This window comes from Pedobacter endophyticus (genome assembly GCF_015679185.1).
In the GTDB taxonomy this organism is placed as follows: Bacteria; Bacteroidota; Bacteroidia; order Sphingobacteriales; family Sphingobacteriaceae; genus Pedobacter; species Pedobacter endophyticus.
Genome location: NZ_CP064939.1, coordinates 231,833 through 258,225, shown reverse-complemented (window position 1 = coordinate 258,225; position 26,393 = coordinate 231,833). Strand labels below are relative to the sequence as shown.

The 26,393-nt window shown below is 41.4% G+C and carries 20 protein-coding genes and 1 riboswitch; of the genes, 6 read left to right on the top strand and 14 right to left on the bottom strand.

Annotation, left to right across the window (positions count from 1 at the left end):
* Positions 1–7: 7 nt before the first annotated feature.
* Positions 8–1,324 carry an NAD(P)H-dependent oxidoreductase gene (locus IZT61_RS01140; protein ID WP_196099380.1) on the top strand — a complete coding sequence of 439 codons (1,317 nt, stop codon included), beginning with the start codon at positions 8–10 and terminating at the stop codon, positions 1,322–1,324.
* Positions 1,325–1,331: 7 nt separating this feature from the next.
* Positions 1,332–2,588, top strand: coding sequence for a class I SAM-dependent methyltransferase (locus IZT61_RS01135; RefSeq protein WP_196099379.1), 1,257 nt, complete (start codon positions 1,332–1,334; stop codon positions 2,586–2,588).
* Positions 2,589–3,953: 1,365 nt separating this feature from the next.
* On the opposite strand, the gene IZT61_RS01130 is transcribed toward IZT61_RS01135, so the two are convergent.
* From IZT61_RS01130 to IZT61_RS01105, 6 genes are all read right to left on the bottom strand, one after another.
* Positions 3,954–4,457, bottom strand: coding sequence for a YMGG-like glycine zipper-containing protein (locus IZT61_RS01130; RefSeq protein WP_196099378.1), 504 nt, complete (start codon positions 4,455–4,457; stop codon positions 3,954–3,956).
* 183 nt (positions 4,458–4,640) lie between these two features.
* On the bottom strand, positions 4,641–5,366 hold the full coding sequence (locus IZT61_RS01125) for an adenine nucleotide alpha hydrolase (RefSeq protein ID WP_196099377.1): 726 nt from the start codon (positions 5,364–5,366) through the stop codon (positions 4,641–4,643).
* Positions 5,356–6,042 (bottom strand): SIR2 family NAD-dependent protein deacylase, encoded by a 687-nt coding sequence (locus tag IZT61_RS01120; protein WP_196099376.1) that lies wholly within the window; start codon positions 6,040–6,042, stop codon positions 5,356–5,358. Before IZT61_RS01120 ends, IZT61_RS01125 begins: the two co-directional genes overlap by 11 nt.
* 9 nt (positions 6,043–6,051) lie before the next feature.
* A complete protein-coding gene (locus tag IZT61_RS01115) occupies positions 6,052–6,993 on the bottom strand; it encodes an ABC transporter substrate-binding protein (protein WP_196099375.1) in 942 nt (313 codons plus the stop codon).
* 397 nt (positions 6,994–7,390) lie between these two features.
* Positions 7,391–7,978: a DUF6580 family putative transport protein gene (locus IZT61_RS01110; protein WP_196099374.1), complete on the bottom strand. Its 588-nt coding sequence runs from the start codon at positions 7,976–7,978 to the stop codon at positions 7,391–7,393.
* A gap of 36 nt (positions 7,979–8,014) precedes the next feature.
* Positions 8,015–9,883, bottom strand: a complete 1,869-nt coding sequence (locus tag IZT61_RS01105) for a TonB-dependent receptor plug domain-containing protein (protein ID WP_196099373.1) — start codon at positions 9,881–9,883, stop codon at positions 8,015–8,017.
* Positions 9,884–9,980: 97 nt separating this feature from the next.
* A riboswitch (cobalamin riboswitch) is annotated at positions 9,981–10,173 on the bottom strand.
* Positions 10,174–10,391: 218 nt separating this feature from the next.
* Here IZT61_RS01105 and IZT61_RS01100 point away from each other — a divergent pair.
* Positions 10,392–11,636 carry a serine hydrolase gene (locus tag IZT61_RS01100; RefSeq protein ID WP_196099372.1) on the top strand — a complete coding sequence of 415 codons (1,245 nt, stop codon included), beginning with the start codon at positions 10,392–10,394 and terminating at the stop codon, positions 11,634–11,636.
* A 113-nt stretch (positions 11,637–11,749) separates the two neighbouring features.
* Positions 11,750–13,159 carry a sigma-54-dependent transcriptional regulator gene (locus tag IZT61_RS01095; RefSeq protein WP_196099371.1) on the top strand — a complete coding sequence of 470 codons (1,410 nt, stop codon included), beginning with the start codon at positions 11,750–11,752 and terminating at the stop codon, positions 13,157–13,159.
* Positions 13,160–13,514: 355 nt separating this feature from the next.
* Here the strand turns inward: IZT61_RS01095 and IZT61_RS01090 are convergent, their stop codons facing one another.
* The 6 genes from IZT61_RS01090 to IZT61_RS01065 form a co-directional block, all read right to left on the bottom strand.
* Positions 13,515–15,302 carry a chloride channel protein gene (locus IZT61_RS01090; protein ID WP_196099370.1) on the bottom strand — a complete coding sequence of 596 codons (1,788 nt, stop codon included), beginning with the start codon at positions 15,300–15,302 and terminating at the stop codon, positions 13,515–13,517.
* 30 nt (positions 15,303–15,332) lie between these two features.
* Positions 15,333–16,055 carry an RluA family pseudouridine synthase gene (locus IZT61_RS01085; protein ID WP_196099369.1) on the bottom strand — a complete coding sequence of 241 codons (723 nt, stop codon included), beginning with the start codon at positions 16,053–16,055 and terminating at the stop codon, positions 15,333–15,335.
* Positions 16,056–16,569: 514 nt separating this feature from the next.
* On the bottom strand, positions 16,570–17,259 hold the full coding sequence (locus tag IZT61_RS01080; RefSeq protein WP_090987272.1) for a response regulator transcription factor: 690 nt from the start codon (positions 17,257–17,259) through the stop codon (positions 16,570–16,572).
* A gap of 103 nt (positions 17,260–17,362) precedes the next feature.
* Positions 17,363–18,475 carry a TlpA disulfide reductase family protein gene (locus IZT61_RS01075; protein ID WP_196099368.1) on the bottom strand — a complete coding sequence of 371 codons (1,113 nt, stop codon included), beginning with the start codon at positions 18,473–18,475 and terminating at the stop codon, positions 17,363–17,365.
* On the bottom strand, positions 18,475–19,938 hold the full coding sequence (gatB, locus tag IZT61_RS01070) for an Asp-tRNA(Asn)/Glu-tRNA(Gln) amidotransferase subunit GatB (protein ID WP_196099367.1): 1,464 nt from the start codon (positions 19,936–19,938) through the stop codon (positions 18,475–18,477). Before gatB ends, IZT61_RS01075 begins: the two co-directional genes overlap by 1 nt.
* Positions 19,939–20,037: 99 nt before the next feature.
* Complete coding sequence (locus tag IZT61_RS01065; RefSeq protein ID WP_196099366.1) at positions 20,038–21,225, bottom strand: ATP-binding protein; 1,188 nt, start codon at positions 21,223–21,225, stop codon at positions 20,038–20,040.
* Positions 21,226–21,389: 164 nt separating this feature from the next.
* Here IZT61_RS01065 and IZT61_RS01060 point away from each other — a divergent pair, with 164 nt between their 5' ends.
* Positions 21,390–21,992 carry a hypothetical protein gene (locus IZT61_RS01060; RefSeq protein ID WP_196099365.1) on the top strand — a complete coding sequence of 201 codons (603 nt, stop codon included), beginning with the start codon at positions 21,390–21,392 and terminating at the stop codon, positions 21,990–21,992.
* Positions 21,993–22,127: 135 nt separating this feature from the next.
* Positions 22,128–22,631: a hypothetical protein gene (locus tag IZT61_RS01055; protein ID WP_196099364.1), complete on the top strand. Its 504-nt coding sequence runs from the start codon at positions 22,128–22,130 to the stop codon at positions 22,629–22,631.
* A gap of 35 nt (positions 22,632–22,666) precedes the next feature.
* Here the strand turns inward: IZT61_RS01055 and IZT61_RS01050 are convergent, their stop codons facing one another.
* Together IZT61_RS01050 and alaS are read right to left on the bottom strand one after the other, a co-directional pair.
* Positions 22,667–23,221: a hypothetical protein gene (locus IZT61_RS01050; protein ID WP_196099363.1), complete on the bottom strand. Its 555-nt coding sequence runs from the start codon at positions 23,219–23,221 to the stop codon at positions 22,667–22,669.
* A 519-nt stretch (positions 23,222–23,740) separates the two neighbouring features.
* Positions 23,741–26,356, bottom strand: a complete 2,616-nt coding sequence (gene alaS, locus IZT61_RS01045) for an alanine--tRNA ligase (protein ID WP_196099362.1) — start codon at positions 26,354–26,356, stop codon at positions 23,741–23,743.
* Positions 26,357–26,393 lie beyond the last annotated feature (37 nt).

Genomic DNA, 26,393 nt, shown 5'->3' with positions numbered 1-26,393 from the left:
GAAAATTATGATTATCGTTGATAATGCGCTTGCCAGGCTTCAGGCCGAAAACAAACCGATTAAAGTTGGTTTAGTTGGCGCTGGTTTTATGGGCAAGGGAATAGCCCTGCAAATTTGCAAATACGTTCCCGGAATGGAACTTGTAGCCATTGCAAACAGGAATTTAGATAAGGCACGGTTTGCCTATAACCAGGCGGGTGTTGAAGAAGTTTTAGAAGTTTCTACAACAAACGATTTAGATAAAAATATACTTAACGGTGGTTACAGCATCACAAACGATCCGTTGCTGCTTTGCCAGGCCGCCGGTATCGATGCCATCATTGAGGTAACGGGAGCTGTAGAATACGCAGCAACGGTAACCATGAGCGCCATCGAAAATAAAAAGCATGTTATTTTGATGGATGCCGAGCTTGATGGAACGGTTGGCCCTATTTTAAAGGTTTATGCAGACAAGGCAGGGGTAATTGTAACCAATGCCGACGGCGATCAGCCTGGGGTAATGATGAACCTTTACCGCTTTGTAAAAACGCTTGGCGTTAAGCCGGTGCTAATTGGTAACATTAAAGGCTTACACGATCCGTACCGTAACCCAACAACACAGCAGGCATTTGCCGAAAAATGGGGACAGAATCCGATAATGGTATCTTCGTTTGCCGATGGAAGCAAAATCTCTTTTGAACAGGCTATTGTAGCAAACGGAACCGGAATGCGGGTGGCAAAACGCGGAATGTTTGGACCTACAGTTCCATCAGGTACACATTTAAAAGATGTGCTCGATCTTTATCCTATTGAAGAGCTGACACAAGGCCCGGGCATTGTCGATTACATTGTAGGTGCAGAACCCGCTCCGGGCGTATTCGTTTTAGGTACGCACGACGATCCGATTCAGCAGCACTACCTCAATCTGTATAAACTGGGCGAAGGACCTTTGTATCTGTTTTATACGCCATACCATCTTTGCCACTTCGAGGTGCCACAAACTGTTGCCAGGGCAGTGTTATTTAAAGACGCCGCACTTACCCCGTTAGATAAGCCTTACGTAGAAGTAATTGCGATTGCAAAAACAGACCTGAAAGCAGGCGCTACAATTGATGGAATAGGTGAATACATGACTTATGGCGTGTGCGAAAATGCAGACACTACGGCGGCCGAGAACCTATTGCCAATTGGTGTTGCAGAAAACTGTATTCTGAAGAGAGATATTCCTAAAGACCAGGCATTAACTTACGATGATGTGATTCTTCCGGAAGGAAGACTGATAGACCGCCTGCGCAAAGAACAAGCTGAATATTTCAACATTACCGAGAGTTTACTAGTTAACTAATATCAATATGGAATGTAGATTTTGCAAATCAGAACTGAAAAGTGTTTTTGTCGATTTAAACACTTCTCCCCCATCAAATTCATTCTTAACCGAAGATCAGTTAAACGATCAGGAGGCGTACTACCCGCTAAAGGTATATACTTGCGAAGAATGCTTTCTGGTACAGATTGATGAATTTAAGAGTCACGATTCAATTTTCGACGATCAGTACGTTTACTTTTCCTCGTACTCCAAAAGCTGGCTTGCTCATGCCAAAGCGTATGTACACAGCATGAATGAGCGATTTGCTTACAATCCTGATTCGTATGTGGTAGAAATTGCCTCTAACGATGGCTATCTTTTACAGTATTTTAAGGAATTAAACGTACCCGTGCTGGGCATTGAGCCAACCAAGAACACCGCCAGCGTTGCAGAAAGCAAGGGCATAGAAACAGTGAACGAGTTTTTTGGAACGAAGCTTGCAGAACGGTTAAAACAAGAAAAAAAACAGGCCGATTTACTAATTGGTAATAATGTTTTGGCACACGTACCCGATATTGTAGACTTTGTTTCGGGCTTGAAGATTTTGCTTAAACATACCGGTGTGGTTACCATGGAGTTTCCGCATTTGATGCAATTGGTAGAAAACAACCAGTTCGACACCATTTATCACGAACATTTCTCGTACCTATCGTTTTCAACCGTATGGTCTATTTTTAAGGAATGTGGCCTCGAAATGTTTGATGTGGAAGAAATTCCTACACACGGCGGTTCATTGCGAATATTTGCAAAACATATTGATAACAAACACTTAGCGGTTTTACCCAGCGTATATCATCTTTTGAAAAAAGAAGAAGACAAAGGCATGCGCACGATTGAATATTACGAAGATTTTCAGCAGCGCACGCTCAAGGTTAGAGATGAATTTATGCAATTTGTGAACGAACAAAAGCTGGCTGGAAAGAAAATTGCAGGCTACGGCGCAGCAGCAAAAGGCAATACGTTTCTAAATTATTGCGGCGTAAACACCAGCGAAATCGATTTTGTAGTTGATGCCAACCCGCATAAGCAGAACAAATGGTTGCCCGCGAGCCACATACCCGTGCTAGAATCATCAGCACTCGAAAAAGAAAAGCCCGATTATTTGGTCATCTTCCCGTGGAACTTGAAATCGGAGATTATACAGGAGTTTTCGGCGGTAAAACGCTGGGGATGTAAGTTTGTAGTCGCAATTCCATCGCTAACAATTATTGAAGACTATGCAAACCAACTGTTAAATCTTTAGGCCGTTTGTCGTTCTGAGCATCGCGAAGAATCCCTAACCGATTAGCACTAAACCAAAAGCAACCACTGCCCTTATTGGCTGTGCTGTTTTGAAGCCAGTGTTCCATCGCTTGGAGATCCTTCGTACCTCAGGATGACAGCGTTCTGTCATTCTGAGCACAGCGAAGAATCCCTAACCGATTAGCACTAATCCAAAAACAACCACTGCCCTTATTGGCTGTGCTGTTTTGAAGCCAGTGTTCCATACAGCTATTTAATTTGCGGGTTACGCGGCGGAGTAAAACGCCAACTATGAACGGTCGTCATCCTCAGCTTGACTGGGGATCCTAATGCAAAATTAGGCACCTCGCATTAAGATTCCCGCCTGCGCGGGAAAGGCGGCAAGAGTAATAGACGGCGTAGCACTTTTCAGGATGACAGCGTTGCTGAAAGTTCTGTCATTCTGAGCACAGCGAAGAATCCCTAACCGATTAGCACAAAAAGCGAAACAACCACTGCCCTTATTGGCTGTGCTGTTTTGAAGCCAGTGTTCCATACAGCTATTTAATTTGCGGGTTACTCGGCGGAGTAAAACGCCAACTATGAACGGTCGTCATCCTCAGCTTGACTGGGGATCCTAATGCAAAATTAGGCACCTCGCATTAAGATTCGCGCCTGCGCGGGAAAGACGGCAAGAGTAATAAACGGCGTAGCACTTTTCAGGATGACAGCGTAGCTAAAAGTTCTGTCATTCTGAGCATCGCGAAGAATCCCTAACCGATTAGCACTAAACCAAAAACAACCACTGCCCTTATTGCCTGTGCTATTTTGAAGCAAGTGTGCCATACAGCTATTTAATTTGCGGGTTACGCGGCGGAGTAAAACGCCAACTATGAACGGTCGTCATCCTTCCCGAAACTTCGGGAGGGATCCTAATGCAAATTAGGCACCTCGCATTAAGATTCCCGCCTGCGCGGGAAAGACAGCAAGAGTAATAGACGGCGTAGCACTTTTCAGGATGACAGCGGTGCTAAAAGTTCTGTCATTCTGAGCATCGCGAAGAATCCCTAACCGATTAGCACTAATCCAAAAGCAACCACTGCCGTTATTGGCTGTGCTGTTTCGAAGCCAGTGTTCCATACAGCTATTTAATTTGCGGGTTAGGCGGAGGACTAAAAAGCCAACTATGAACGGTCGTCATCCTTCCCGAAACTTCGGGAGGGATCCTAATGCAAAATTAGGCACCTCGCATTAATATTCCCGCCTGCGCGGGAAAGACGGCAAGAGTAATAAACGGCGTAGCACTTTTCAGGATGATAGGCGGGCAAATAAACAAAAAAAGGCTGTGTCGTTTTCGACACAGCCCTTTTGCTTTAAAGCATAATAATTAATTTTTTGGCTGAACACGTCCAGATTTTCTGTCTTCTCCTCTACCGATAAGGTAACCACCACCAGCACCTACCAAACCACCGATTACGGCACCACGGCCTTTTTTCTTATCAATTAATGCACCACCAACGGCACCTGCTGCGCCGCCAATTACTGCACCTTTAGCTGCATCGCTCCAACCTTGTTTTTTCGCAGTTGGTTGTGTACCTCCGTACGAGCTCGAGCTAGTGCCAGAGCTGGTAGATGATCGCGAAGAAGAAGAACGTGATGAAGACGATCTTCTTGCCGCTGCCAATTCGGCCTGGTGTTGGGCTTCTTTCTCAGCCTCAGCCTTTGCGGTTTCAGCCTTTTTAAAGCTATCTAACCTTAAACTGTCTTTAACGGCTTTAATAGCCAATTGCTTTTCGGCCTCTTGTTGTTTCAATGCGGCCTCTTCTTTTGCTCTGTTGTTACAGGCGAACATAATAGAGCTCAATGCGATTACTACAAATATCTTTTTCATATCTTTAAGTTTATCAATCACCAAACGAAAAGCGAAAGCGCTCATTTTCATCGGATAATTGTTTGAATATCGAACCTGCTTTAGCTACCTAACCTCGCTTTGGTGATTCTTAATTCAAGATCTGTGAATTGTTAATTACAGTACTAAAGAAAAAACAGTGCCAAAATGTTTTAAATAGTTAAATTAATTTATCAAATCGATATACCAGAACCCTGAAACGTCTGTGTTTGAGTCAGTTGAATTAAAATCGTTACCAGACGAGTTCGGCGTGTTGTAAGTTCTGTACACCTTCTCGCCGAGTGTAAATGCGATCTCTTTTCTAAATATTGGTCCCGCAAAGGCAAAAGTATGATATTCGCCATTCTCGCCACAGGGGTCCACACCAGCTGGTAAACCGGCAATTAGTTTTGGCGCAATTACTTCTCCGCATATATAAGCCAGATTTTGCTGCGTGCAAACAATAATGGTTTTGTAGCCAAACGCTAAAAAATCGGCGATTAAAGCGTTAGTGTTCTGTTTCCAAAGTGGAAAAATGGCGTGCAAACCCACTTCGGCGAGTTTACGCTCGCGGTAAAGTCTTAAATCCTCTAAAAAGATATCGCCAAATATCGAATGGGTGATGCCCTCTTCTTTGAATTTTTCAAGATGGTACAACATCACTTCATCATAAGCTTCCATCGTGGGCATTTCGCCCAGGCGGATTTGGTATAAAGGAATGCCGATACTTTCTGCCTGTGCAATTAACAAAGCCTCGCGAACGCCATGCATAGAAACACGGTTATATTGTTCGGTAACGGTGGTAACCAGATAGCGTATTTCGATCGTTGGGTCTTGCAACACGTAATGCAAGGCCAGGGTACTATCTTTACCACCGCTCCAATTAAAGATGCAAATCTTCTTACTTTTCATTTAATAAAATTGCCTTCAGTTTAGCCATGCCATTTACGGCGCCATCCTCAATGGTAATTACGTTTTTATAGCGATTTACGTCGGGCGTTCGGGGATCAACGATATATTTTTTCACTGCAGATGGTACAAAATCTATTAACCCCGCGGCCGGGTAAACCGCTAACGAGGTGCCAATAAGCACAAACAGATCTGCCTGTTGGCATATCGTGGCTGCCACTTCTATCATTGGCACGGCCTCGCCGAACCAAACAACATGCGGCCGAAGCTGAGAACCGAGTTCGCACAGCTCCCCCATCTTAATTTCACTTCCTTTAATCGGATATGTCAAGTTTGGTTTCGCATCCGATTGCGATCGGGTAATTATGCCGTGAAGATGAGTAACCTTGGTCGATCCCGCCCTTTCGTGCAAATCATCGATATTCTGCGTAATTATTTCAACGTCGAAATCACTTTCCAGCTCAGCCAGAATTTCATGGGCACGGTTTGGCTTCGCATCCATTACCTGTTGCCTTCGTTCGTTATAAAACTGTTGTACCAGTTCGGGGTTTCGCTCCCATGCCTCGGGCGTTGCCACATCGTAAACGTTGTAGCCTTCCCAAAGCCCATCAGCATCTCTAAAAGTTTTTAAACCGCTTTCTGCACTGATGCCTGCGCCTGTTAATACAACTAATTTCATAAATAAGGTTTAAATGGAAGTTAAAGAAGTAACCAATTGCGAGTAATTGGCAAACTTTCGAGCTATCATTTCATCCGCCTCAAAAATCTCGGGATGAAACATACAAGCCAGCGCTTCAATTCCTTGTACCAAAGTACCAATACTTGGTTGTGTAAACAGATCGAAATCGGCTATATAAACCTGATCTGTTTTAACCGCTTCCAAATCGTGCCAGCCTTTTTTTGAGGTTAGCAAACTCATTTCGGCTACGCTCCTGTTCACGTCGAATCCACACGGTGCAATAACTAAGACCTCGGGATTGTACTTCAAAATCTTGTCCCATTGGGTAACAATTGAATCGCCTGCAGGGTTCGAAAGCATATCTACCCCTCCTGCTGCCGCAATCTGAAACGGAATCCAGTGGCCGCAATTATAAATCGGCTCAATCCACTCCATTAACATTACCCGCTTTAACGGCGCTTTGTTTGCCCTAAGTTTATCTAGAATATGATCTGTTTTTTGCTGTAACCCGGCCAAATAATTTAAGGCAACCTCTTCCTTATCCATTGCACGGGCAATGGTAATGGCGCATTCGAACACATCTTGTAAATTGTCAGGCGATAACGGCACAAGCGTTGGCCGTTTGCTCAGTTTCATTACTGCCGTTTCGGTGCAAACGGTATCAATGTTACACACCTCGCAAACATCTTGTGTAAAAACGATATCGGGCGCTATACTTTCCAGAAGTGCATCATCAACCCAGTACAAACTTTTGCCCTGAGCCTTCGATGCAGAAAAAATTTTGTCGATCTCTATGCTCGAATAGTTTTTACCTTCGAGAATGCAGCGCACAATTTTGGGTTGGTCGGCCGCTTCTTTTGGGCATTCGAACGTTACGCCGTACAAATATTCTTGCAGGCCCATATCGTAAATCATTTTGGTAGCAGCAGGTAAAAAAGATACGACTTTCATGATGTAATGGTTGATTTGAAATTTATTTTATGAAGATAAAAAAATCCTCTTTTGAATTGACTCAAAAGAGGATTTTATGGGATTTTTTCATAGCTGTCATTCTGAGCATAGCGAAGAATCCCCAAGCGATTAAACGCAGAACGCCAAATCCCCACTGCCTAAAGGAGGCAAGTGAAGGGGCAAGGGCGGTGAGATGTAGGTTGCGCCTGCCGTCCGTTTCCCGAGAAATCGGGCCAGACTGTTCCTCAGTATGACAAACTAGTGCTGTCATCCGCAGTTTGACTGAGAATCTTAATTCTAAGGCTTAAGATTCCCGCCTACGCGGGAAAGACGACATGTATAAACGTGACTCTTATTGATTTTTTGCAAGAAATCAGACCCAGGATAACAATACAAACTAAACCCGCTGAGCCTGCAGTTTCAACACCGGATATTTCGCTTTCAATATTTCAAAAGCGCCAAACAAAATAGCGCCATAAATTAACGTACCCTCTAAAAACCTGATCTCAAACGGAATTGCTTTTGCAAGGCACAATAAGTAACCAGACAAATCCTGGGTAAACAACGGGTTGTGATACCACGATCCAAAATCACTCACAATCCAGTGGATAAAAACGATCACCAGTGTAGATAATAGTAAATTGGCTACGGTAACTTTCTTTAACAATGCTTTTCCGGCAAGCACCATCAAGGCAATGGCCAGATAAGTGTATAGCTCCTGCATCAATAACATATCAACATACTGGCTGTAAATAGTGGTGTAAAGTACAATATCGCTGATTAGCAAGCTCAATAAAGGAAAAGCAAATGCCTTTACATTATCTTTAAAATATGCTCCACCAAACAAGGCAACGGCTCCTATGGACGAAAAATTTGCAAATTGAAGTGCATCAGAGTTAAACGTTACCAATAAGCGGAAACCTGTAATTACAAGAATCATCAATAGTAACAGTACTGTACGTGGATTAAATTTTAAATCAGACATTGCTTAATCGGGTTATTTATACAAAGTTAATTTTTCTTAATGGATATTAAAAATCACTCCGGTATTAAAATTGAAACCTAAACTGTTATAGCCAATAATTTCGGTGTATTTTTCATTCAGGATGTTTTTTGCATCGAAGAAGAGCTTTACACGTTTCTTAGCCAGCGCGTATTCGGCGTAGGCATTTAACAATTTGTAAGCGGGCAAGGTATCAACGGTATAGGCATCAAAATTGCCGTCGGTACGTTTACCAAAGTAGCGGTAATTGGCGCTAACAAACAAATTTTCGGTAGCCTGAACGCCAGCTGTTAAGCCAAAGGTGTGCTTTGGCCTGCGAAACAGGTAATTGGCAATGGCATTATCAACAAAGTTAAATTCATTTCCCTCCACATACGCGTAGTAGCCATTAATGCTGAACATGCCAAATTTTGCAGCCGGCTCAACTTCAAATCCCTTCGTTTTTTGGCTTACCTGATTGATGTATCCATCCGGATAAGCGTAAATAATCGCGTCAGTTAAGTCGCGTTTATAACCCGCAAGGCGCAGCGTAAATTGATCATTTGCAAAGCTAAAGTTAACACCAGCCTCGTAGTTCTGCGATTTTTCAGGTTTCAAAGCCAAATTAGCTCCAAACTGACCAAAAAGCATATTCAATGTTGGGATTTTGAACGCTGTTGAAACTGTTCCGAACAGCTTAATTTCCTTTATAATATTAATACTCGGCGTAATGGCGTAAGTGTAATTTTCGCCATATTGCTCGTGCTTGTTGTAACGTCCACCAACCTCTAAATTGAAGATACTCAAATCATGCAAAAACACCGAACCATAAGCTGCAAAAATGTTCGTTTCTGGTTTGTTTGATGCCGATGATAATTTCATCACCCGGTTATCGATACCTACCAATAAATCGAGGTTGTTTCCTAGTTTTTGGTTGTAAAAAACATCCAACATCGATAGTCGCCCTTCATTCGTACCCGGATATTGGCTGTAGCTATCATTCCTTGTGGCCTCATAACTGTAGTTTAACGTCACCTTTCCGGTAGCAAATTCGTATTTGGCATTGGTTCCGGCGGCAAAGTTTTTTAAGATTGAATAGTTGTCTGCATCGGCAAAAGCGCCGCCATCGAACTTATAGTTGCCATAATAATAACGTACAAATGGATTGATAGAGAAATGCTCATCTAACTTTACACCAAAATTTGCATTCAAAGCATCGGTTTTAAATCCGTCTTTATCAAATGCGGTGTTATTGCCAGCAGGGTTTGCCGCTTCCGATATTCCATCGGTTTTTGCGTGCGTATAGTTGATGTTGTACGAAAAACCTTCAACGCCGCCGTTTAAGCCGATGGTACCTTTATAGGTTTCGTAGCTACCAGCGCTTGCAACACCGTAAATTGTGTTTCCCTTGGGGCCACCTTTTTTTGTGATGATGTTGATTACCCCGGCAACGGCGTCAGATCCGTAAATGGTAGACTGACCACCTCTTAAAATTTCGATGTGATCGATCTGATCGATTGAAATTAAACGTAAATCGAACGCACCGCCATTTCCTGATGGATCGTTTTGAACAATACCATCAATTAGCACCACGGCATAAGCGCTTCCGGCGCCCCGTACAAAAACAGATTTGTTTAACCCTGGGTTGCTGCTCGATCCGGCAACAATTATTGCGGCTTGTTCGCTGATTAATTCGGGCAGCGATTTGCCATTGCTCCGATCTAAGGTTTCGCGACTAATAATGGTAACGACCTTGCCTGTTTGCGATTGTTTCTGATCGTTTTTGGTAGCCGAAATGACCACATCTTTTAGCTGTAAGCTGTCTTGACTTTGCGCATTAGCCGATTGGCTAATTGTTAATTGTGCAAGCCCCAGGCCAGCAGCAATTAAAATTCTTTTTTTGTTCATTTGATTGTGAGTTTTGCCCACAGCCAACAGATTAGGAAAGGAAATGAAAATACGAAAAACGTTAAGTACCTCAATCCTAGCTTCAATCCCCGAAAGCTATGAAATTACGCTAAGGCAGGTCTTCTGACTTACTCCCGGTGTTTCTGCCTTCCCAATTCCGGAACGGAAAAAGTGGCTAAAAGAGTGAAAAACCGTTATAGAGCTTACAGCTGCGGGACAGTTGCAGATTTACACTGCATTCCCTTTTAATTCCGGTTGTAAGGCCGGAAACCAAAAGCGCTGCAAAAGTAGTAAAATAAGCGGAAAGAGCAAGGGTAAAGGTGAAAGCGGAAAGGTGAAAGCTTAAAGTTGAAAGACTAAAGCTGTGCCAGCGGCATCCCTTTGAGAAAAGGCGAAAGGTTAACGCGTGCGCTATTTTACGAGCAGTTAAGCCCTCCCTTCCGGGGAGGGTTGGGTGGGGCTTTAAAATCTACTGAAAAATATTACCTTTAAAAATCAATCCTGAACTATGAAGTTGTTTACCATCCCGGCCCTTATTGTAATGAGTTTAACTGCAAATGCCCAAAAAACCGACACGGTATTTCTGAAAAAATTAATGGAATCGAAACCAGAATTATTCGGTTCGATACTGAATCATCCCGACAAAAACCAAGTGCAGATATTGTACACGCAAATAAACAGAGACGCGAAGAACCTACCGCATTTTAAAACCTTTAGCTACAATTTAAATCCACAGCATTATTTTTACCCCGCCAGTACGGTAAAATTAGCGGCCGTTATTTTTGCACTTGAAAAGGTAAACAGGTTAAAAAACACCGGATTAACGGCAAAGAGTACGATGATTACCGACAGTGCATTTAGCGGACAAACGAAAGTTTTAAAGGATGCCAGCGCCGAAAACGGGTTGCCATCTATCGAGCATTACATCAAAAAAATTTTGCTCACCAGCGATAACGATGCCTTTAACCGGTTGTTCGAATTTATCGGCCGTGCCGAGATTAACGAAAAGCTAAAAAGGAATGGCTTAAATAACAGCAGAATCTTAAATCGGTTGGCCATTGGCGATGCAGGCGAATCATCAAAACATACCAATCCGATTCGGTTTTATAACAACAATAATCTTGTTTATGAGCAAGCGCCACAATACGATCCGAAAGATTACGAATTGCCACTAACTAATCTGGTGATGGGAAAGGGTTATTTAGACAGCGCTGATAAGTTGGTTAATAAACCTTTTAATCTGGCCGGGAAAAATGCCTTCGCCATTAATGATCAGCAAAAGCTGATGCAGAAACTGATCTTCCCCGAAGCCTTTGCCGCTAAAGATCGGTTTAACCTTACCGCCAATGATTATAAGCTGATTTATACCTACATGAGCATGTACCCCACCGAAAGTAAGTTTCCGAAATACGATGGAACTGAATTTTGGCCAACCTACGCGAAGATGCTATACTACGGCCGTGAGCACGTTCAGCCAGATCCGAATATTCGCATTTTTAACAAATATGGAGATAGTTACGGTTTCATTATCGACAATTCTTACTTTGTTGATCTGGATAAAGGAATTGAGTACTTTCTGACGGCGGTGGTGCAAAGTAATGAAGATGGCATTTATAACGATAACAAGTATGAATATGAAACGGTATGTTTTCCTTTTATGAAAAACCTTGGAAAATCGATCTACGAAGCCGAATTGCAGCGCACCAGGAAACACAAACCAGATCTAACCAAATTTGAGTTAAACTATCAATAGATTGCAAACCTTTTGAGGGCTTTTGGGTTTATACGCTAATTTATTGTATAAAAAACTATACATTAATTTTAAAGTAATATATTCGCATCGATAATAACACAAATAAATCCCGAATGGCTAAATTATTAATAATCGACGACGAGCGAGCAATAAGGAGTACTTTACGCGAAATTTTGGAGTACGAAAACTACGATGTTGAAGATATCGACAACGGAATTGATGGCCTCGAAATGATAAAAAAGGGCAATTTTGACCTTGTTCTTTGTGATATCAAGATGAATAAGATGGATGGTATGGAAGTGCTTGAGCAAGCGCAAAATATCAAACCTGATTTGCCATTTATCATGATTTCCGGCCACGGAACTGTTGAAACTGCCGTTGAAGCGAGTAAAAAAGGTGCGTTCGATTTCATTTCGAAACCACCAGATTTAAATCGTCTTTTAATTACCGTTCGCAATGGTTTAGATCGCGGCAATTTAGTAACGGAAACCAAAGTTTTAAAACGCAAGGCGAGTAAAACCCGCGAAATTTTAGGCGAATCGGAAAGCATCTCAAAAATAAAAGAAACCATCGAACGTGTTGCCCCTACCGAGGCCCGCGTTTTAATAACCGGAGCAAATGGTAGCGGTAAGGAACTGGTTGCCCGTTGGTTGCACGAAAAATCGAACCGTGCGGATAGCCCACTTATCGAGGTCAATTGCGCTGCAATACCATCAGAATTGATTGAAAGTGAATTGTTCGGCCACGAAAAGGGCTCGTTTACCTCAGCCGTAAAACAGCGCATTGGTAAATTTGAACTGGCTAACGGCGGCACCCTATTTTTAGATGAGATTGGCGATATGAGCCTCTCTGCACAAGCGAAAGTACTGCGGGCCTTGCAGGAGCATAAAATATCTCGCGTGGGTGGCGAAAAAGAAATTGATGTAAATGTTCGTGTTTTAGCGGCCACCAACAAAGATTTATTGAAGGAGATTGAAGCTGGTAATTTCCGTATGGACTTGTACCACCGGTTAAATGTAATCAATATTCATGTTCCGCACTTAACCGAACGCGTTGATGATATTCCGGTAATTGCCCAGAACTTTTTAGAAAGCATTTGTAACGATTACGGCATGCCGGTAAAAAAGATTCACGATGGGGCCATGGCTGCCTTGCAGTCGCTGCCGTGGACGGGTAATGTTCGCGAACTGCATAACATGATCGAGCGGTTGATTATTCTCAGTGATAAAGTGATTACCGAAAACGATGTGCATGCCTTCGCCAACCCAGGTGGTGGCACCAATATTGGGGCAGCAACAAGCACACAGATTACAAATTCGGGTGGCGCCGGCCTTTCTTCTTCATTCGACAGTTTTAATAATTTTCAGGATTATAAAGACCACGCTGAGAAAGAATTTATTAAGTTTAAACTCGAAAAAAATAACTGGAACGTATCGAAAACCGCCGACGAAATTGATATTCAACGAAGCCATTTGTATAGCAAAATTGAAAAATTTGGCCTAAAAAGGGCTGATAACGGTTAGAAGCCTCTCCCCCTGAAAGGCAGAACTAAGGCAAAATTAGCAACAGCCCTCTCCAAAAGAGAGGGTTTTTGTGGTTTGGTGGGTTAAACCAAATAGTTAACACCTAATTTCTGTTTGCTTTCTTTTGAAAAGAGAAGTACGTAACAGTACTAAAAACCACAGACATTAAGAGCGAAAAGTTTTTGGCACAAAATATTGTATTGCAATTAGATAATCGATTTGCTTTGTACCATGGCCTTTTTGTGTTTCGGTAAGTTTAACCCAATGGTTCAAACCACTGAATTTCCGTTCCCTCTCTTCCGGAGATGGATAGCAGCAAAGAACAAAAAGCAGACCTGTTAATAGGGTGAGGCTCTTATAGGTAATCTCCTTGTCGCATTAACAAGGCCCTGTATTTGTTAAAAATTAAGGTTTTAGAAACAAAGCCCAAAAATTGATTTTGGTTGTTAACAACAGGTAAGATCCATGCATTTTCTTGTTCCATTTTTTTCAGAACGATTTTCAAATCGTCGGTTTCGTTAACGACAACAGGTGCTGATTGAACGAAATGCGACACCGTGATTTTATCTTTATCTTCGTTGCTTATCAATTCGCTAAAAATATCCTCCACATAAACAACGCCTTTAAAATCGTCTAATTCATCCGTAACGGCACAAATATTTTTATGAGACTGGATAATTTCATTCATTTTAGTCGCGATTAAATCATCCATAATCAATTTTGGATAATTTTTTTCGGTAACGTATTTCAATTTCATCTGATTTAACACCGTCGTATCCTTATCCTCATGCGATAATAGCTCGCCTTTATCTGCAAGGGCCTTGGTATAAATCGAATGTTTTTGCGAACTTCTGTTTACTGCATACGAAATAGCTGTGGTAATCATCAATGGTACCATTAAAACATATCCACCGGTAATTTCAGCAATCAGGAAAATCCCCGTCAATGGCGCATGCATAATAGAACCTAACGCAGCGGCCATGCCAGCAACAATAAAATTTGAAATGTTTACCTCTGCGAAGCCAGAAAGATTGATTAGATAGGCGAAAATAAAACCGATCAATCCTCCCATAATTAAACTTGGGGCAAACGTTCCTCCATTACCGCCAGCGCCGAGGGTAACTAAGGTAGCAATCGATTTCAAGAAAATGGTTACCACCGTAAACAGCACTACTAAGGCTGGAATATCATTATAATCTGAAAATATACTGTTGTTAATAATGGCTAAGTAATCGCCTTTTAACAGGCTTTTAATGGTGATATATCCCTCGCCATAGAGTGTTGGGCATAAAAAAACCATAGCGCCCAGCATTAACCCACCAATAATAACCTTGGTATAAGGATGCTTAATTTTATAAAAAAATCCTTTTACGGCATAGTTAGCTTTGGTAAAATAAAGAGAAAACAAACCAATTAGCAATGCCAAAACCACATAGTAAAACAAGGCATTAACTTCCCAGCCTTCGGTAACCAGAAAAAATAATTGTTGTGTATAAAATAAACGCGCTACTACTGCGGCGGTTGCGGCCGACAACAGAAGTGGTATAAATGCAGGTATGGTAAACTCCGGCAATAAAATTTCGATAGCAAATACAATCCCTGCAATGGGACTGTTAAATGCACCTGCAATACCTGCGGCTGCACCGCAGGCAACCAGCATGGTTATCTCTTTGTATGACAACCCTAAAAACCGGCCTAAATTAGAGCCTATTGAAGAGCCGCTGGTTACAATTGGAGCCTCTAACCCCGTTGAACCGCCAAAACCCACTGTAATTGCAGCCGTTATAATTTGAGAATAAATGTTATGCGCTTCTACCTTACTCGATTTTTTTGAAATAGCATAAAGTAAAGGCGATAAGCCGGTTTCGAACTTGCTCTTGCGGATAAAATACTTAATATATAAAACCGTTAAAAAAATACCAATCATCGGGAAGACAAAATACAGGTAGTACTTATATTTCCAATGCCAATCTGATTGTAAAAATTCTTCGATATGATGCGTAAGGCTTTTCAGTGCCGATGCGGCCAAACCTGCTAATACGCCAACAATAACAGCCAGTATAATCAGGAAATTACGGTTTGATATTTTTGATTTTCGATATTGATTAATCGTATCAAGGTAATTTACAAATCTGATATACATGTTATTTATATTTTTCTTCTGATGTTAGGTTTAAGCGTCGAATTTATCTAAAAGCTTGATGAGTGTTGCAAAGTCTTTCGGATAAGGCGCATCAATTACAATTTCTTGATCATCCAGTCCCTTAAACACGAGGTGTTTGGCATGCAGTGCAAAGCGTTTCATAATCGGCTGTTCTTCTTCGCCCTTGGTTAACTTATAACCCCGTTTAATTGAGGATAGAAAAACAGGCTTCCCTCTGTACATTTCATCGCCAACAATCGCCGCACGCTGTGTAGCAAGGTGAATGCGAATTTGGTGCATTCTGCCCGTAATAGGCTTGCATTCAACCAAAGTATAATGCTTATAATATTTAAGGGAATCGAAAACTGTTTCAGCCCTTTTGCCCTCAGCCCGATCGATGGTTACATTTTTGTTTCCATCGTTTAAAATAGGCAAATCAACCAATAATTTATCGAAGATTACGTGTCCGTCAACAACGGCGTGGTAGGTTTTATTAACCTTTCTACGTTCGAACTGCATTGAAGCATGGCGATAACCTTCGGGATTTTTCGCAATAATTAAAGCGCCCGAAGTTTCCTTATCTAAACGGTGGCAAACCTGAGCATCGTGGCTGTATTGTTTAGCCAGGCGCAAAACGTTCGTTTCTCCATTCCCACCTCTTTCATCAAGCGAGGCTAAAAAAGGCGGTTTATTAATTACAATGAAATCATTGTTTTCGAAAAGAATAAGGTCTTTAAAATTTGGGTACTTCAACTGTGGTATTGATTAATGAAGTACAAAAATAGGGATTTATTTTTATGGTTTGGAAACTAAGCGGAGATAAATTGGCGGAATGTGGTGGGCGTGTACATTGTCATTCTGAGCGCAGCGAAGAATCTCTAGCCGATGTCAAACGCTAACAAACCACTGCTTAAAATGGAAAGTGAATGATTCAGGAGCACTACAAAATAGGTAAAAAATTCTTCTTGCCTACCATTGATATTATTTGATAACTTACTAGATTACAACTACTTAAATATAAGTTAGCCAAATGGATGGAACGCCAACTACGAATGGCCGTCATTCCCAATTTAATTGGAAATCCTAGAGCGAAAGAAAGGCTTTAGCTTAGCATTAGGATTTCCGCCTGCCCGGGAAAGACGGTAAGAATATAAACGTCGTTCATATGATTTTATTCCAATAATTCCCCTCAGAATGACAAAAACAAAAAAACCGCAGACTTACTGATCAATCAGGTAATCTGCGGCTCCATATTTTATAAGCTACTTTACGAAAGCTCAAACTTATAGCCAACACCTTTTACGGTTGATACATAAGTTTCGCCAAGCTTTTCGCGGAGTTTACGGATATGAACATCGATTGTACGATTGGTTACTACAACCGAATCTTCCCAAATATTTTTGAGAATGGACTCACGGGTGTAAACCTTGCCAGGCTTGGATGCCAAAAGATACAGCAATTCAAACTCCTTTTTCGCAAGAATTACCTTGTTTCCGCCCTGAAAAACCAGATATGCCTCACGGTCGATCACTAAATCGCCTATCTCCAGTTTATTTTCAGAAACTTCTTCCGTTCCGGCGTTTCTTCTTAAAATCGCGTTGATACGGCTAACCAGTGCCCGTGGCTTTATTGGCTTGGCGATATAATCGTCGGCGCCAACATTAAAGCCTGCAATTTCCGAATATTCTTCGCTCCGGGCGGTTAGAAAAACCATGAACGTATTTTTAAACTCGGGAATGGCCCTCATTAATCGGCAAGCCTCAATACCGTCCATCTTCGGCATCATAATATCAAGGATGATCAAGTCTGGATGAACCTTTTTAGCAACAGTTATGCCTTCCTGCCCGTTGGTTGCCGTAAAAACCTGATAGCCTTCTTTTTTAAGGTTGTATTCAATCAGTTCCAGAATATCTGGTTCATCGTCAACAATTAATATTTTCTGACCTGCGTTATTCATAGTTAAATATTTGTTACGAAAATACTGTCTCCGATGTAATTTTCAGTTAACACTAAGTTAAGAAATTGTTAACGACATAAATAACTTTAACATTGAGTTTCTTTTAACGTAACGTTTTGGCCAGAAAGTTGTCTAGCTCGTCTCCACGCAGGTTTTTTGCAGCTATTTTACCGTTCGGGTCGATTAGAAATGATGCTGGTATCGCCTGAACCTGATATTTTTTAACTGTTTCTCCGTTAAAATCTTTCAGTTCCGAAGCGTGGGTCCAAGTTAAGCCATCAGCTTTCACTGCATTTAGCCAGGCATCTTTATCTGTATCTAATGAAATGCCTAAAATATCGAAGTTCTTATTTTTGTACTTGTTATACACTTTAACAACATTTGGATTTTCCTGACGACAAGGCTGGCACCAAGAGGCCCAAAAATCAACCAAAACATATTTGCCCTTGTAATCAGACAGGCTCACTGGCTTACCTTCTGCCGTGTTTACTGTAAAGCCGGGCGCTATCTCTCCTACCTGCACGGTTTTTAGCACGGCCATTTGCTTAACAAACGAATCGACGGTTGCATTGCCCTTAATTTCATTCTTAACTTCCTCAGCATACTTTACCAGCTCGGCCTCATATTCTTGCGGACTTAAGGTATTCATTGCATAAAAGCTGGCCAAAGTTCCCTTATTATCTTGTGCAAACTTGATAATCGATGAATTTAACTCGTTAATATATTTCTCATATTGCGGTTTCATTTCCTCTAAAACTGCAGCTCTGTTTTGGGGCTGTGTAGCTACTTTGGCCTCAAAATCTGCCTGAAGTTTTTCTACCTGCTTGGCAAAGTTATTCCTGATGTCGTTCAGCTCCGCCAATTTTTCTACCTCGTTGGCACCCGATATTTTATAAGCCATTGTTTTATCGGCTAAATCGGCCTCCAGTTTAATTTCATCGCCATTTTTCGCGATCAACATATATTCGTGGTTGCCAATGGAAACCCTAAAAAAATCGACAGACGGTGTTTTACGTACGAACTTAAATTCTCCCTTCTCGGATAAGTTGGTTGAATCAATTGGAACCATTTGGCTGCTTTGCATACCATATAGAAAAACTTTTTTCTCTGCTCCTGCATTTTGAAAAGTTCCGTCAATGGTAAAACTATCTTTTGGTTTACAGGCTGTAAAAGCAATCGCGATCAACACGATAAGGCTTAAATTTTTTAATCTCATTATTTTAATTTTTCAAGTATCAATTCATTTATTTTCTTTGCATCGGCCTTGCCCTTGGCCAACTTCATTACATCGCCGACAAACAACCCTAAAACGCCTTTTTTGCCTTTCTTGTATGCTTCAACCTGTTGGGGATATTTGGCCAATACCGACTCAATAAAGCCGGTTATTTCGTCGCTGTTTTCAGAAATAAGCAGGTTTAACGATTGGGCGAGTGCAGCAACATCGGCATTTTGTTGCACCTCAATTGCGGGCAATAACTGCTGGATAGCGATTTGCTGGGTAAGTTTTTTTTCATCAACCAGGTTAATGGTGGCCGCTAGCTGCTCAGGCGCTACACTATACTCGGCTATGCTTATTCCTTTCTCGTTTAACAATGCCCTAACCGGGCCAATAAGCCAGTTTATCAGCGTTTTTTTAGTGTTAACGAGTGGTAAAGCCCGATTGAAATAGTTTAACAAATCAAAATTTTCGGCAAACATAGCGGCATCAGTTTTGCCAATGCCAAATTCGGAAACCATTTGTTTTGAAATTTCGTTCGGTAAAGCGGGCATGGCCGATTTTATTTCGGCGAGCCAATCGTCGGATATGAAAATAGGCTGCAAATCGGGGTCAGAGAAATAGCGGTAATCATTGGCTTCTTCTTTGGTCCTCATTGGCGATGTTGTTCCTTTTTCGGCATCAAAATTCAACGTACTTTGGATAATTTCCCCGCCAGCGGAAACGACTTCAACCTGACGGCCAAACTCAAAATCCATCGCCCTGCGCACATTACGCATAGAATTTAGGTTTTTTACCTCGCAACGCGTTCCAAATTCGTCCGACCCATTGGGGCGAATAGAAATGTTTGCATCGCAGCGTAAACTGCCCTCTTCCATATTGCCATCGCTCACATTTAAATGGCGAACCAGTTTCCTGATTTCACTCAATAAGGCCGATGCTTCTTCAGCACTGCGAATATCGGGCTCGGTTACAATTTCAATTAATGGCACACCGGCACGATTGAGATCAACCAACGAATAGTTATCATCCTGATCGTGAATGCTTTTACCCGCGTCTTCTTCTAAGTGAATTCTGTTGATACCGATTTTCTTTGTGGAACCATCAGCCAGATCAACTTCCAAAAAACCGTTTACACAAATCGGTTGATTATCTTGCGTAATCTGATAGCCTTTGGGCAAATCGGCATAGAAGTAATTTTTTCTATCAAAGTGATTAATTTGATTGATTGTACAGTTTAATGCCAGCCCAATGCGAACCGCTTTTGATACTACCTCTTTATTTAATTTAGGCAAGGCACCGGGCAAGGCCAAAGAAACGGTAGATATATTTTGGTTCGGCAGCGCTCCAAAAGATGCACTATCAGCCGAAAATATTTTGGTGTTTGTGTTTAACTGAACGTGTATTTCCAGTCCTGAAACCAGTTCGAAATCGGTTTGTGGGCTTGTTTCTTCTAAAAGCATCTATTTTTTATTAACCACAGGTGAATACAGACAAGCACGTGTTGGGGTGTTATCTGTTTTTGATCTTATTGGCAAATATAGTCATTATTTGCACTTTCATTAAAAAAGGCTCGATGGAGAAATTTTTAGAAACTCTTGCCAAGGTAAGCCTCCTGCGCCAACCATAAGAACCTTATCAGGATTATACATTTTACTAAAGACTTCCATTCCCGAAGTTTCCGTTATTAAACCTGTACTTTTAACCTCAATGTCGATAATTTTGCCACGTTTCTCTAAAACAAAATCTACTTCATCGTTTCTGTGACGCCAATAAAATACGTTATAACCTTCAACAAAGGCAGAATTTAATAGGTGCGCTCCTATCGACGATTCGACCATTCGTCCCCATTCAGCCGGTTTCTTTTTTATTTCCTCAAAAAACTCAATTCGTTGTGCGGTAACCAAGGCATTGTTATGTACCTGAAATTTAGGACTGGATGAACGCTTTCTGACTACATCTGCGGCGAATTTTTCAATTCCGCCCAACAATCCGGCCGTATCCAATAACTGCAGATAGTGCGATAAGGTTGTTGTATTCCCGGCATCAGAGAGTTGACCCAAAATTTTTGTAAAAGAGAGAATTTGCCCAGAATAAAGACAACCTAATTCGAATAGTTTTTTCATTAAAGCGGGTTTATCTACCCGGGTGAGCATGAGGATATCTTTAGAAATACTTGTTTCTATTAACGAATTGGAGACATAATTTTTCCAACGTTCTTCATCATTAACCAGCGCAGCTGATCCGGGATAACCGCCAAACCAAACGTATTGGTCTGCTGTGAAACCAAAGGCCTTTTCCATCTCTGTATAAGTCCAATGTCCTAGATAAGTTAATTCAAAACGGCCCGCCAATGATTCAGTTAATCCTTGTTGTATTAATAATCGCGATGAGCCCAGCAAAATTACCTTAATATGTACCCCGTTGCGTTTGTCCTCATCCCATAATCGCTTTATGATTTCACTCCAGTTATCAATTTTCTGAATCTCATCAATCACCAGCAAGTATTCATTAGTGGTAAGCCCCCCAAATTTGTGACGTGCATTATTCCAGATTTTCTCAATCCATGTGTTATCAGTTGCAACAACAGCATCTGCTGATTCAAATGTGTAAGGCATCGAAATTTGCTTAACCAATTGATTGATTAATGTGGCTTTACCTACCTGTCGAGGCCCAACTAACACCTGAATAAACCTGTTTGGTTCGTTCATCACCTTTATAAATCGCTGTAATTCAAATCGTTCAAACATATTCTACAAATTACTCAGTGTATTGAGTAAAATTACTCAATATACTGAGTAAATAAAACTTTAGTTAAAGAATGTTAAAACGAACGCCTTCAATTAAACTACCATTGGCTACTGTTGTCTATTTCGATAATTAACACACAAATGAACATTTAATAATTAAGGTTATGAAAAAGTTAACATTATTTGCTGCAGTTCTGATGGTTTCATTATTCAGCATTAACCATGCAAAAGCACAAGTCAACTTAAGTATAAATATCGGCGCTCAACCGGTTTGGGGTCCGACAGGCTATAACCATGTAGATTACTACTATTTTCCGGATATTGAGGCCTACTACTATGTTCCAACCGGACAGTACATTTACTTGAACGGCAGAAACTGGGTTTCGACTAGTACTTTACCTGCTAAATATCGAAACTTTGATGTATACAACGCTTACAAAGTAGTTATTAATGAGCCAAAGCCATATTTAAGAAATAGTGTATATGTGGCCAGGTACAGCAAATTTAAAAATTATGGCGGCCGTCAAACCATTATCAGAGACAGTCGCGACAGTAAATACTATGTTGTAAAAGGACACCCGAATTATAACAAAAACAAAACAGTGGTTATTAATAACAACAACCGTCCGAGCCGCACACAAGGCAGTGTTGTTAGGGTTAATCAAAACTCAAGAGTCGCTCAAGGTAATGGCCGTGGAAATGAGAAAAATAGCAATAATAATCGCCCGGAAAGAAATGGCGGACAAAAAGGCAACGGCCGTCGATAATAATGGTGAGTTGTGGTAAAGAGTTGTTTTAAGGGAGTTTTCGAAAGAGAACTCCCTTTTTTTATATCTCTGTTACAATAGAAGTTTTGGCACAGCGTTTGAATTTGAATTACCACACACAAAATAGAACCGATTATGAAAAAGTTATTAATCATTTCCGCGATTGTAGGTATCGTGGCTTTAACATCTAATCAATCTAACGCTCAAGTAAGTCTTAACATCAACATTGGTACACAGCCCGCGTGGGTTCCTGCAGGTTATGAAAGTGTTAATTATTACTATTTACCCGAGGTACACTCCTACTATTATGTTCCGCAAAGGCAGTTTGTTTATTTAAGCGGCAACCGTTGGATTAGGTCGAGATATTTGCCTACCCGATACAGAGGTTACGATTTGCACCACGGAAGAAAGGTTGTTGTTTATGGTAACAGCCCTTACCGAAGCTACAATACGCACAGAGTAAAATATTCAGGACATAGCAATGTGGTTCGTTCATCTTATGGAGGAGGCAACAGAGTGCGGTACAGCGCTCCAAGAGGGAACTACAGACCACAGCGTGTAGATTACAGGCACCACGATAAACGCGTTAACTCGAGCTTGTTCTCTCGATCGCACAGAGAAAAGCATGGCAGACATTAACAAAAAAAGAGTCCCGAATTCGGGACTCTTTTTTTTTAAAATCTTTTGCCAAGTGTGATTCCAACCCTTGGGTAAGCTTCTACAGTTCTGTTGCCGCTTAAAAAGCGACCAACTCCGCCGAAAACTTCCCCTAAAAATCCGTTTCGGGTTAAAAACTTTGCACCAACGGCGGCACCTAATCCGAAGTTTACAACGTTTGAACTGTATGCTACATTGAAGCCATTTTGATAGTAAGCCCAATGATCTTCTCTAACTGACCCTACTGCGGCATTTCCTTCAATAAAGAAGCCAGCGGCTCTCTTCTTACCGAAATACAGCCTATAATGGGGAATGGCTAAAAATCGATATTCAGAAAAATCATCTTCATTGCCAATACCAGCTGCCAATGAAATCCCAACGCTCATGTTATCTTCTAAAATGCGTTCGTAACTGATTTCCGGAAGTGCTAAAACTGAAGTAAGTAAATTGATTTTCAACTCATTTTTACCCTTTTCGTTAATGGGATTGGTTACCTTTCCGGTCTCGCCCGTTTGAGCTTTAGCCAGAATAATGGTACTAATTAAAATTGTGGTTAAGATTGTCTTTTTCATTTAGAATGTTTTAGCCTAAACTAATCAATTAGTTTCAATTCCACAATTTTTGGGAATAAAAAAATTAATGTGATAACAACTTCTTTTGAAGTGACAATATTTGTGCTTGGGTGGCTGAAAGCACTATTTTCTTTCAGTGCTAATCGGATAGACCTGCCCGACGCAGGCGGGAATGAGGCTCTTTCAAAAGTGGACTTTTCCCACGGGGATGCCTTTGGCATAGATTTCCCTTCCAAATTAAATTTCGCATAACCTCTCCCTATCAACGTTTGGGTTGAAAGCAATGCCTTTGCTTTCCCTCTCCTCGAGGAGAGGGATGTACAGACAGCGCAAAAACCACCGCCATTAAAAGGGAGAGGTTTAAGGCGCCAAATAAAATTCTTAGGTTAGGGTGTCGTTTTGCTCTTTAATACAGTCGCATGACGGACATTGGCGTCACTTCAAACTAAGATCTATTAAAAATTGCAACACTTCTCCGCTACCGCCAAATCCGATCACAATCGGATGATGAAATAATGCTTAAGATGGTATAAAACCCTCAGCTTTCTCTAATACGGCTTTCAAACCGACAGGATTTTTACCGCCCGCAGTGGCGTAGAAAGGTTGTCCGCCGCCACCGCCCTGAATTTCCTTTCCTAGCTCGCGAACGATATTTGACGCATTCATACCTTTTTTAACCAGATCATTAGATAACATTACCGTAATACCGGGCTTACCATCAATTTCTGTGGTGAAAACCAGAAAAAGATTATCGATTATATCTTTTAGCGAGAAAGCAAGATTTTTAACGGCATCAGCACTTTGCAAATCGATGTGCCTGGCAATTAAATTCACGCCATTAATTCCCCTTACGTGGTGAACGATTTCATGTTTCAAAGCATCTACACGCTCTAAAATGGATTTTTCAATTTCTTTTTTAAGTTTTGCATTTTCATCCAATAGTGCCTGAACAGAAGCCGACAGATCCTTAGAACCGTTCAATAGCGCTTTCAAATGACCTAGTTCCTTACGTTGATCTAAGAAATATTGCTCGGCCTTTTCTGCTGTGATGGCTTCAATTCTGCGAACCCCGGCAGCAACAGCACTTTCAGAAACGATTTTAAAAGAACCGATTTGTCCGGTGGCTTTAACATGCGTACCTCCGCATAATTCTTTCGAAAAATGATCGTCAAAAGTGATCATGCGCACAAAATCGCCATATTTTTCTCCAAATAATGCGGTAACACCGCTTTCAATAGCATCTTGATAAGGAACATTCCTCTGCTCCTTTAACTTGATATTTTGTCGGATCTTTTGATTTACAATAACCTCAATTTGAGCAAGTTCCTCATCGGTTACCTTTGCGAAGTGCGAAAAATCGAAACGCAAATAATCAGCATTCACCAACGAACCCTTTTGATTAACATGCTGACCTAAAACCTGTTTCAAAGCGGCATGTAATAAGTGGGTAGCTGAATGATTATCCGCTGTTAAAACGCGTTGGTCTTCATCTACAACTGCCCAAAATTTTCCTTCTAAACTATCCGGAAGTAGGTCTGCGAAGTGAACTGTTAAGCCGTTTTCTTTTTTGGTATCGGTAATGTCCACCCAAAACTGGCGACTGTGGTCTTCTAAACGGCCCGTATCGCCAACCTGCCCGCCACTTTCGGCGTAAAAAGGCGTTTGGCGCAGAACAATCTGGTATTGCTCTTTTCCTTTCGCTTTTACCTTGCGGTATTTAAGTATCTCAGTTTCAATCTCTAGCTCATCGTAACCTACAAATTCGCTTTGATCATCGGCATTTACAATCACCCAGTCACCAGTATCAATTGCAGTGGCTGCACGCGAGTCATCTTTCTGTTTCTTAAGCGCTTGTTCATATCCAGCTAAATCAACGCTCCACCCTTTTTCACGTGCCATTAATTCAGTTAAATCGATCGGAAAACCGAAAGTATCTGATAACTCGAAAGCGAAACTGCCTTCTACGACGCCGTTTTGGGCCTGGTATTTTTCAAATCGCTGAATGCCTGTAGATAAAGTTCTCAAAAAGGAAACCTCCTCTTCTAAAACCACTTTCTGTACAAAGTCTCGCTGCGAGATCAATTCATCGAAAACGCCCTTAAACTGCTCGGCTAATAGCGGAACCAACTGATTTAAAAACGGTTCTTTGAAGTTTAAGAAAGTATACGCATAACGTACGGCCCGGCGTAGAATCCTTCGGATAACATATCCTGCCTTATTATTTGATGGCAACTGCCCATCGGCAATTACGAAAGCAATGGCACGGATGTGATCGGCCATAACACGCATGGCGATATCCGTTTTCTCGTCAGCGCCGTACCCAATCCCCGATTTTTCGGCAACAAACTGAATCATTGGCTGAAAAATATCGGTGTCGTAATTTGAGGTTTCTTCTTGTAATACCCGTACCAGGCGCTCAAAACCCATGCCCGTATCAACGTGTTTTGCTGGTAAACTTTGCAGCGAGCCATCTTTTAAACGGTTGAACTGCATAAATACGTTGTTCCAAATTTCGATAACCTGCGGATGGTCGGCATTTACCAGCGTAGCACCATCAACTAATGCCTTTTCTTCATCGGTACGGCAATCTACGTGAATTTCCGAACATGGGCCACATGGGCCGGTATCGCCCATTTCCCAAAAGTTATCTTTTTTATTTCCGGGTAAAATGTGGCTTTCATCAACATATTGCTTCCACAGATCGTAAGCTTCCTGATCTTTAGCCAGGCCTTCCTTTTCATCGCCCTCGAAATAGGTAACGTATAATTTATCTTTCGGAATTTTGTAAACTTCTGTAAGTAATTCCCAGCTCCAGGCAATTGCATCTTTCTTAAAATAATCGCCAAAGCTCCAGTTGCCCAACATTTCGAACATGGTGTGGTGATAGGTATCGATACCTACCTCTTCCAAATCGTTGTGCTTTCCCGATACGCGCAGGCAACGCTGTGTATCGGCCACTCTCGAATATTTAATGGCCGCCTCACCCAAAAACAAGTCTTTAAACTGGTTCATCCCCGCGTTGGTAAACATTAAGGTTGGGTCGTTTTTAACCACAATTGGTGCCGATGGAACAATATGATGTTGTTTCTGTTCGAAAAAACTTAGGAACGCTTGTCTGATCTCTTTAGCTGTCATTATTCAAATATTGGAGGAACAAAATTAAAATTTTATT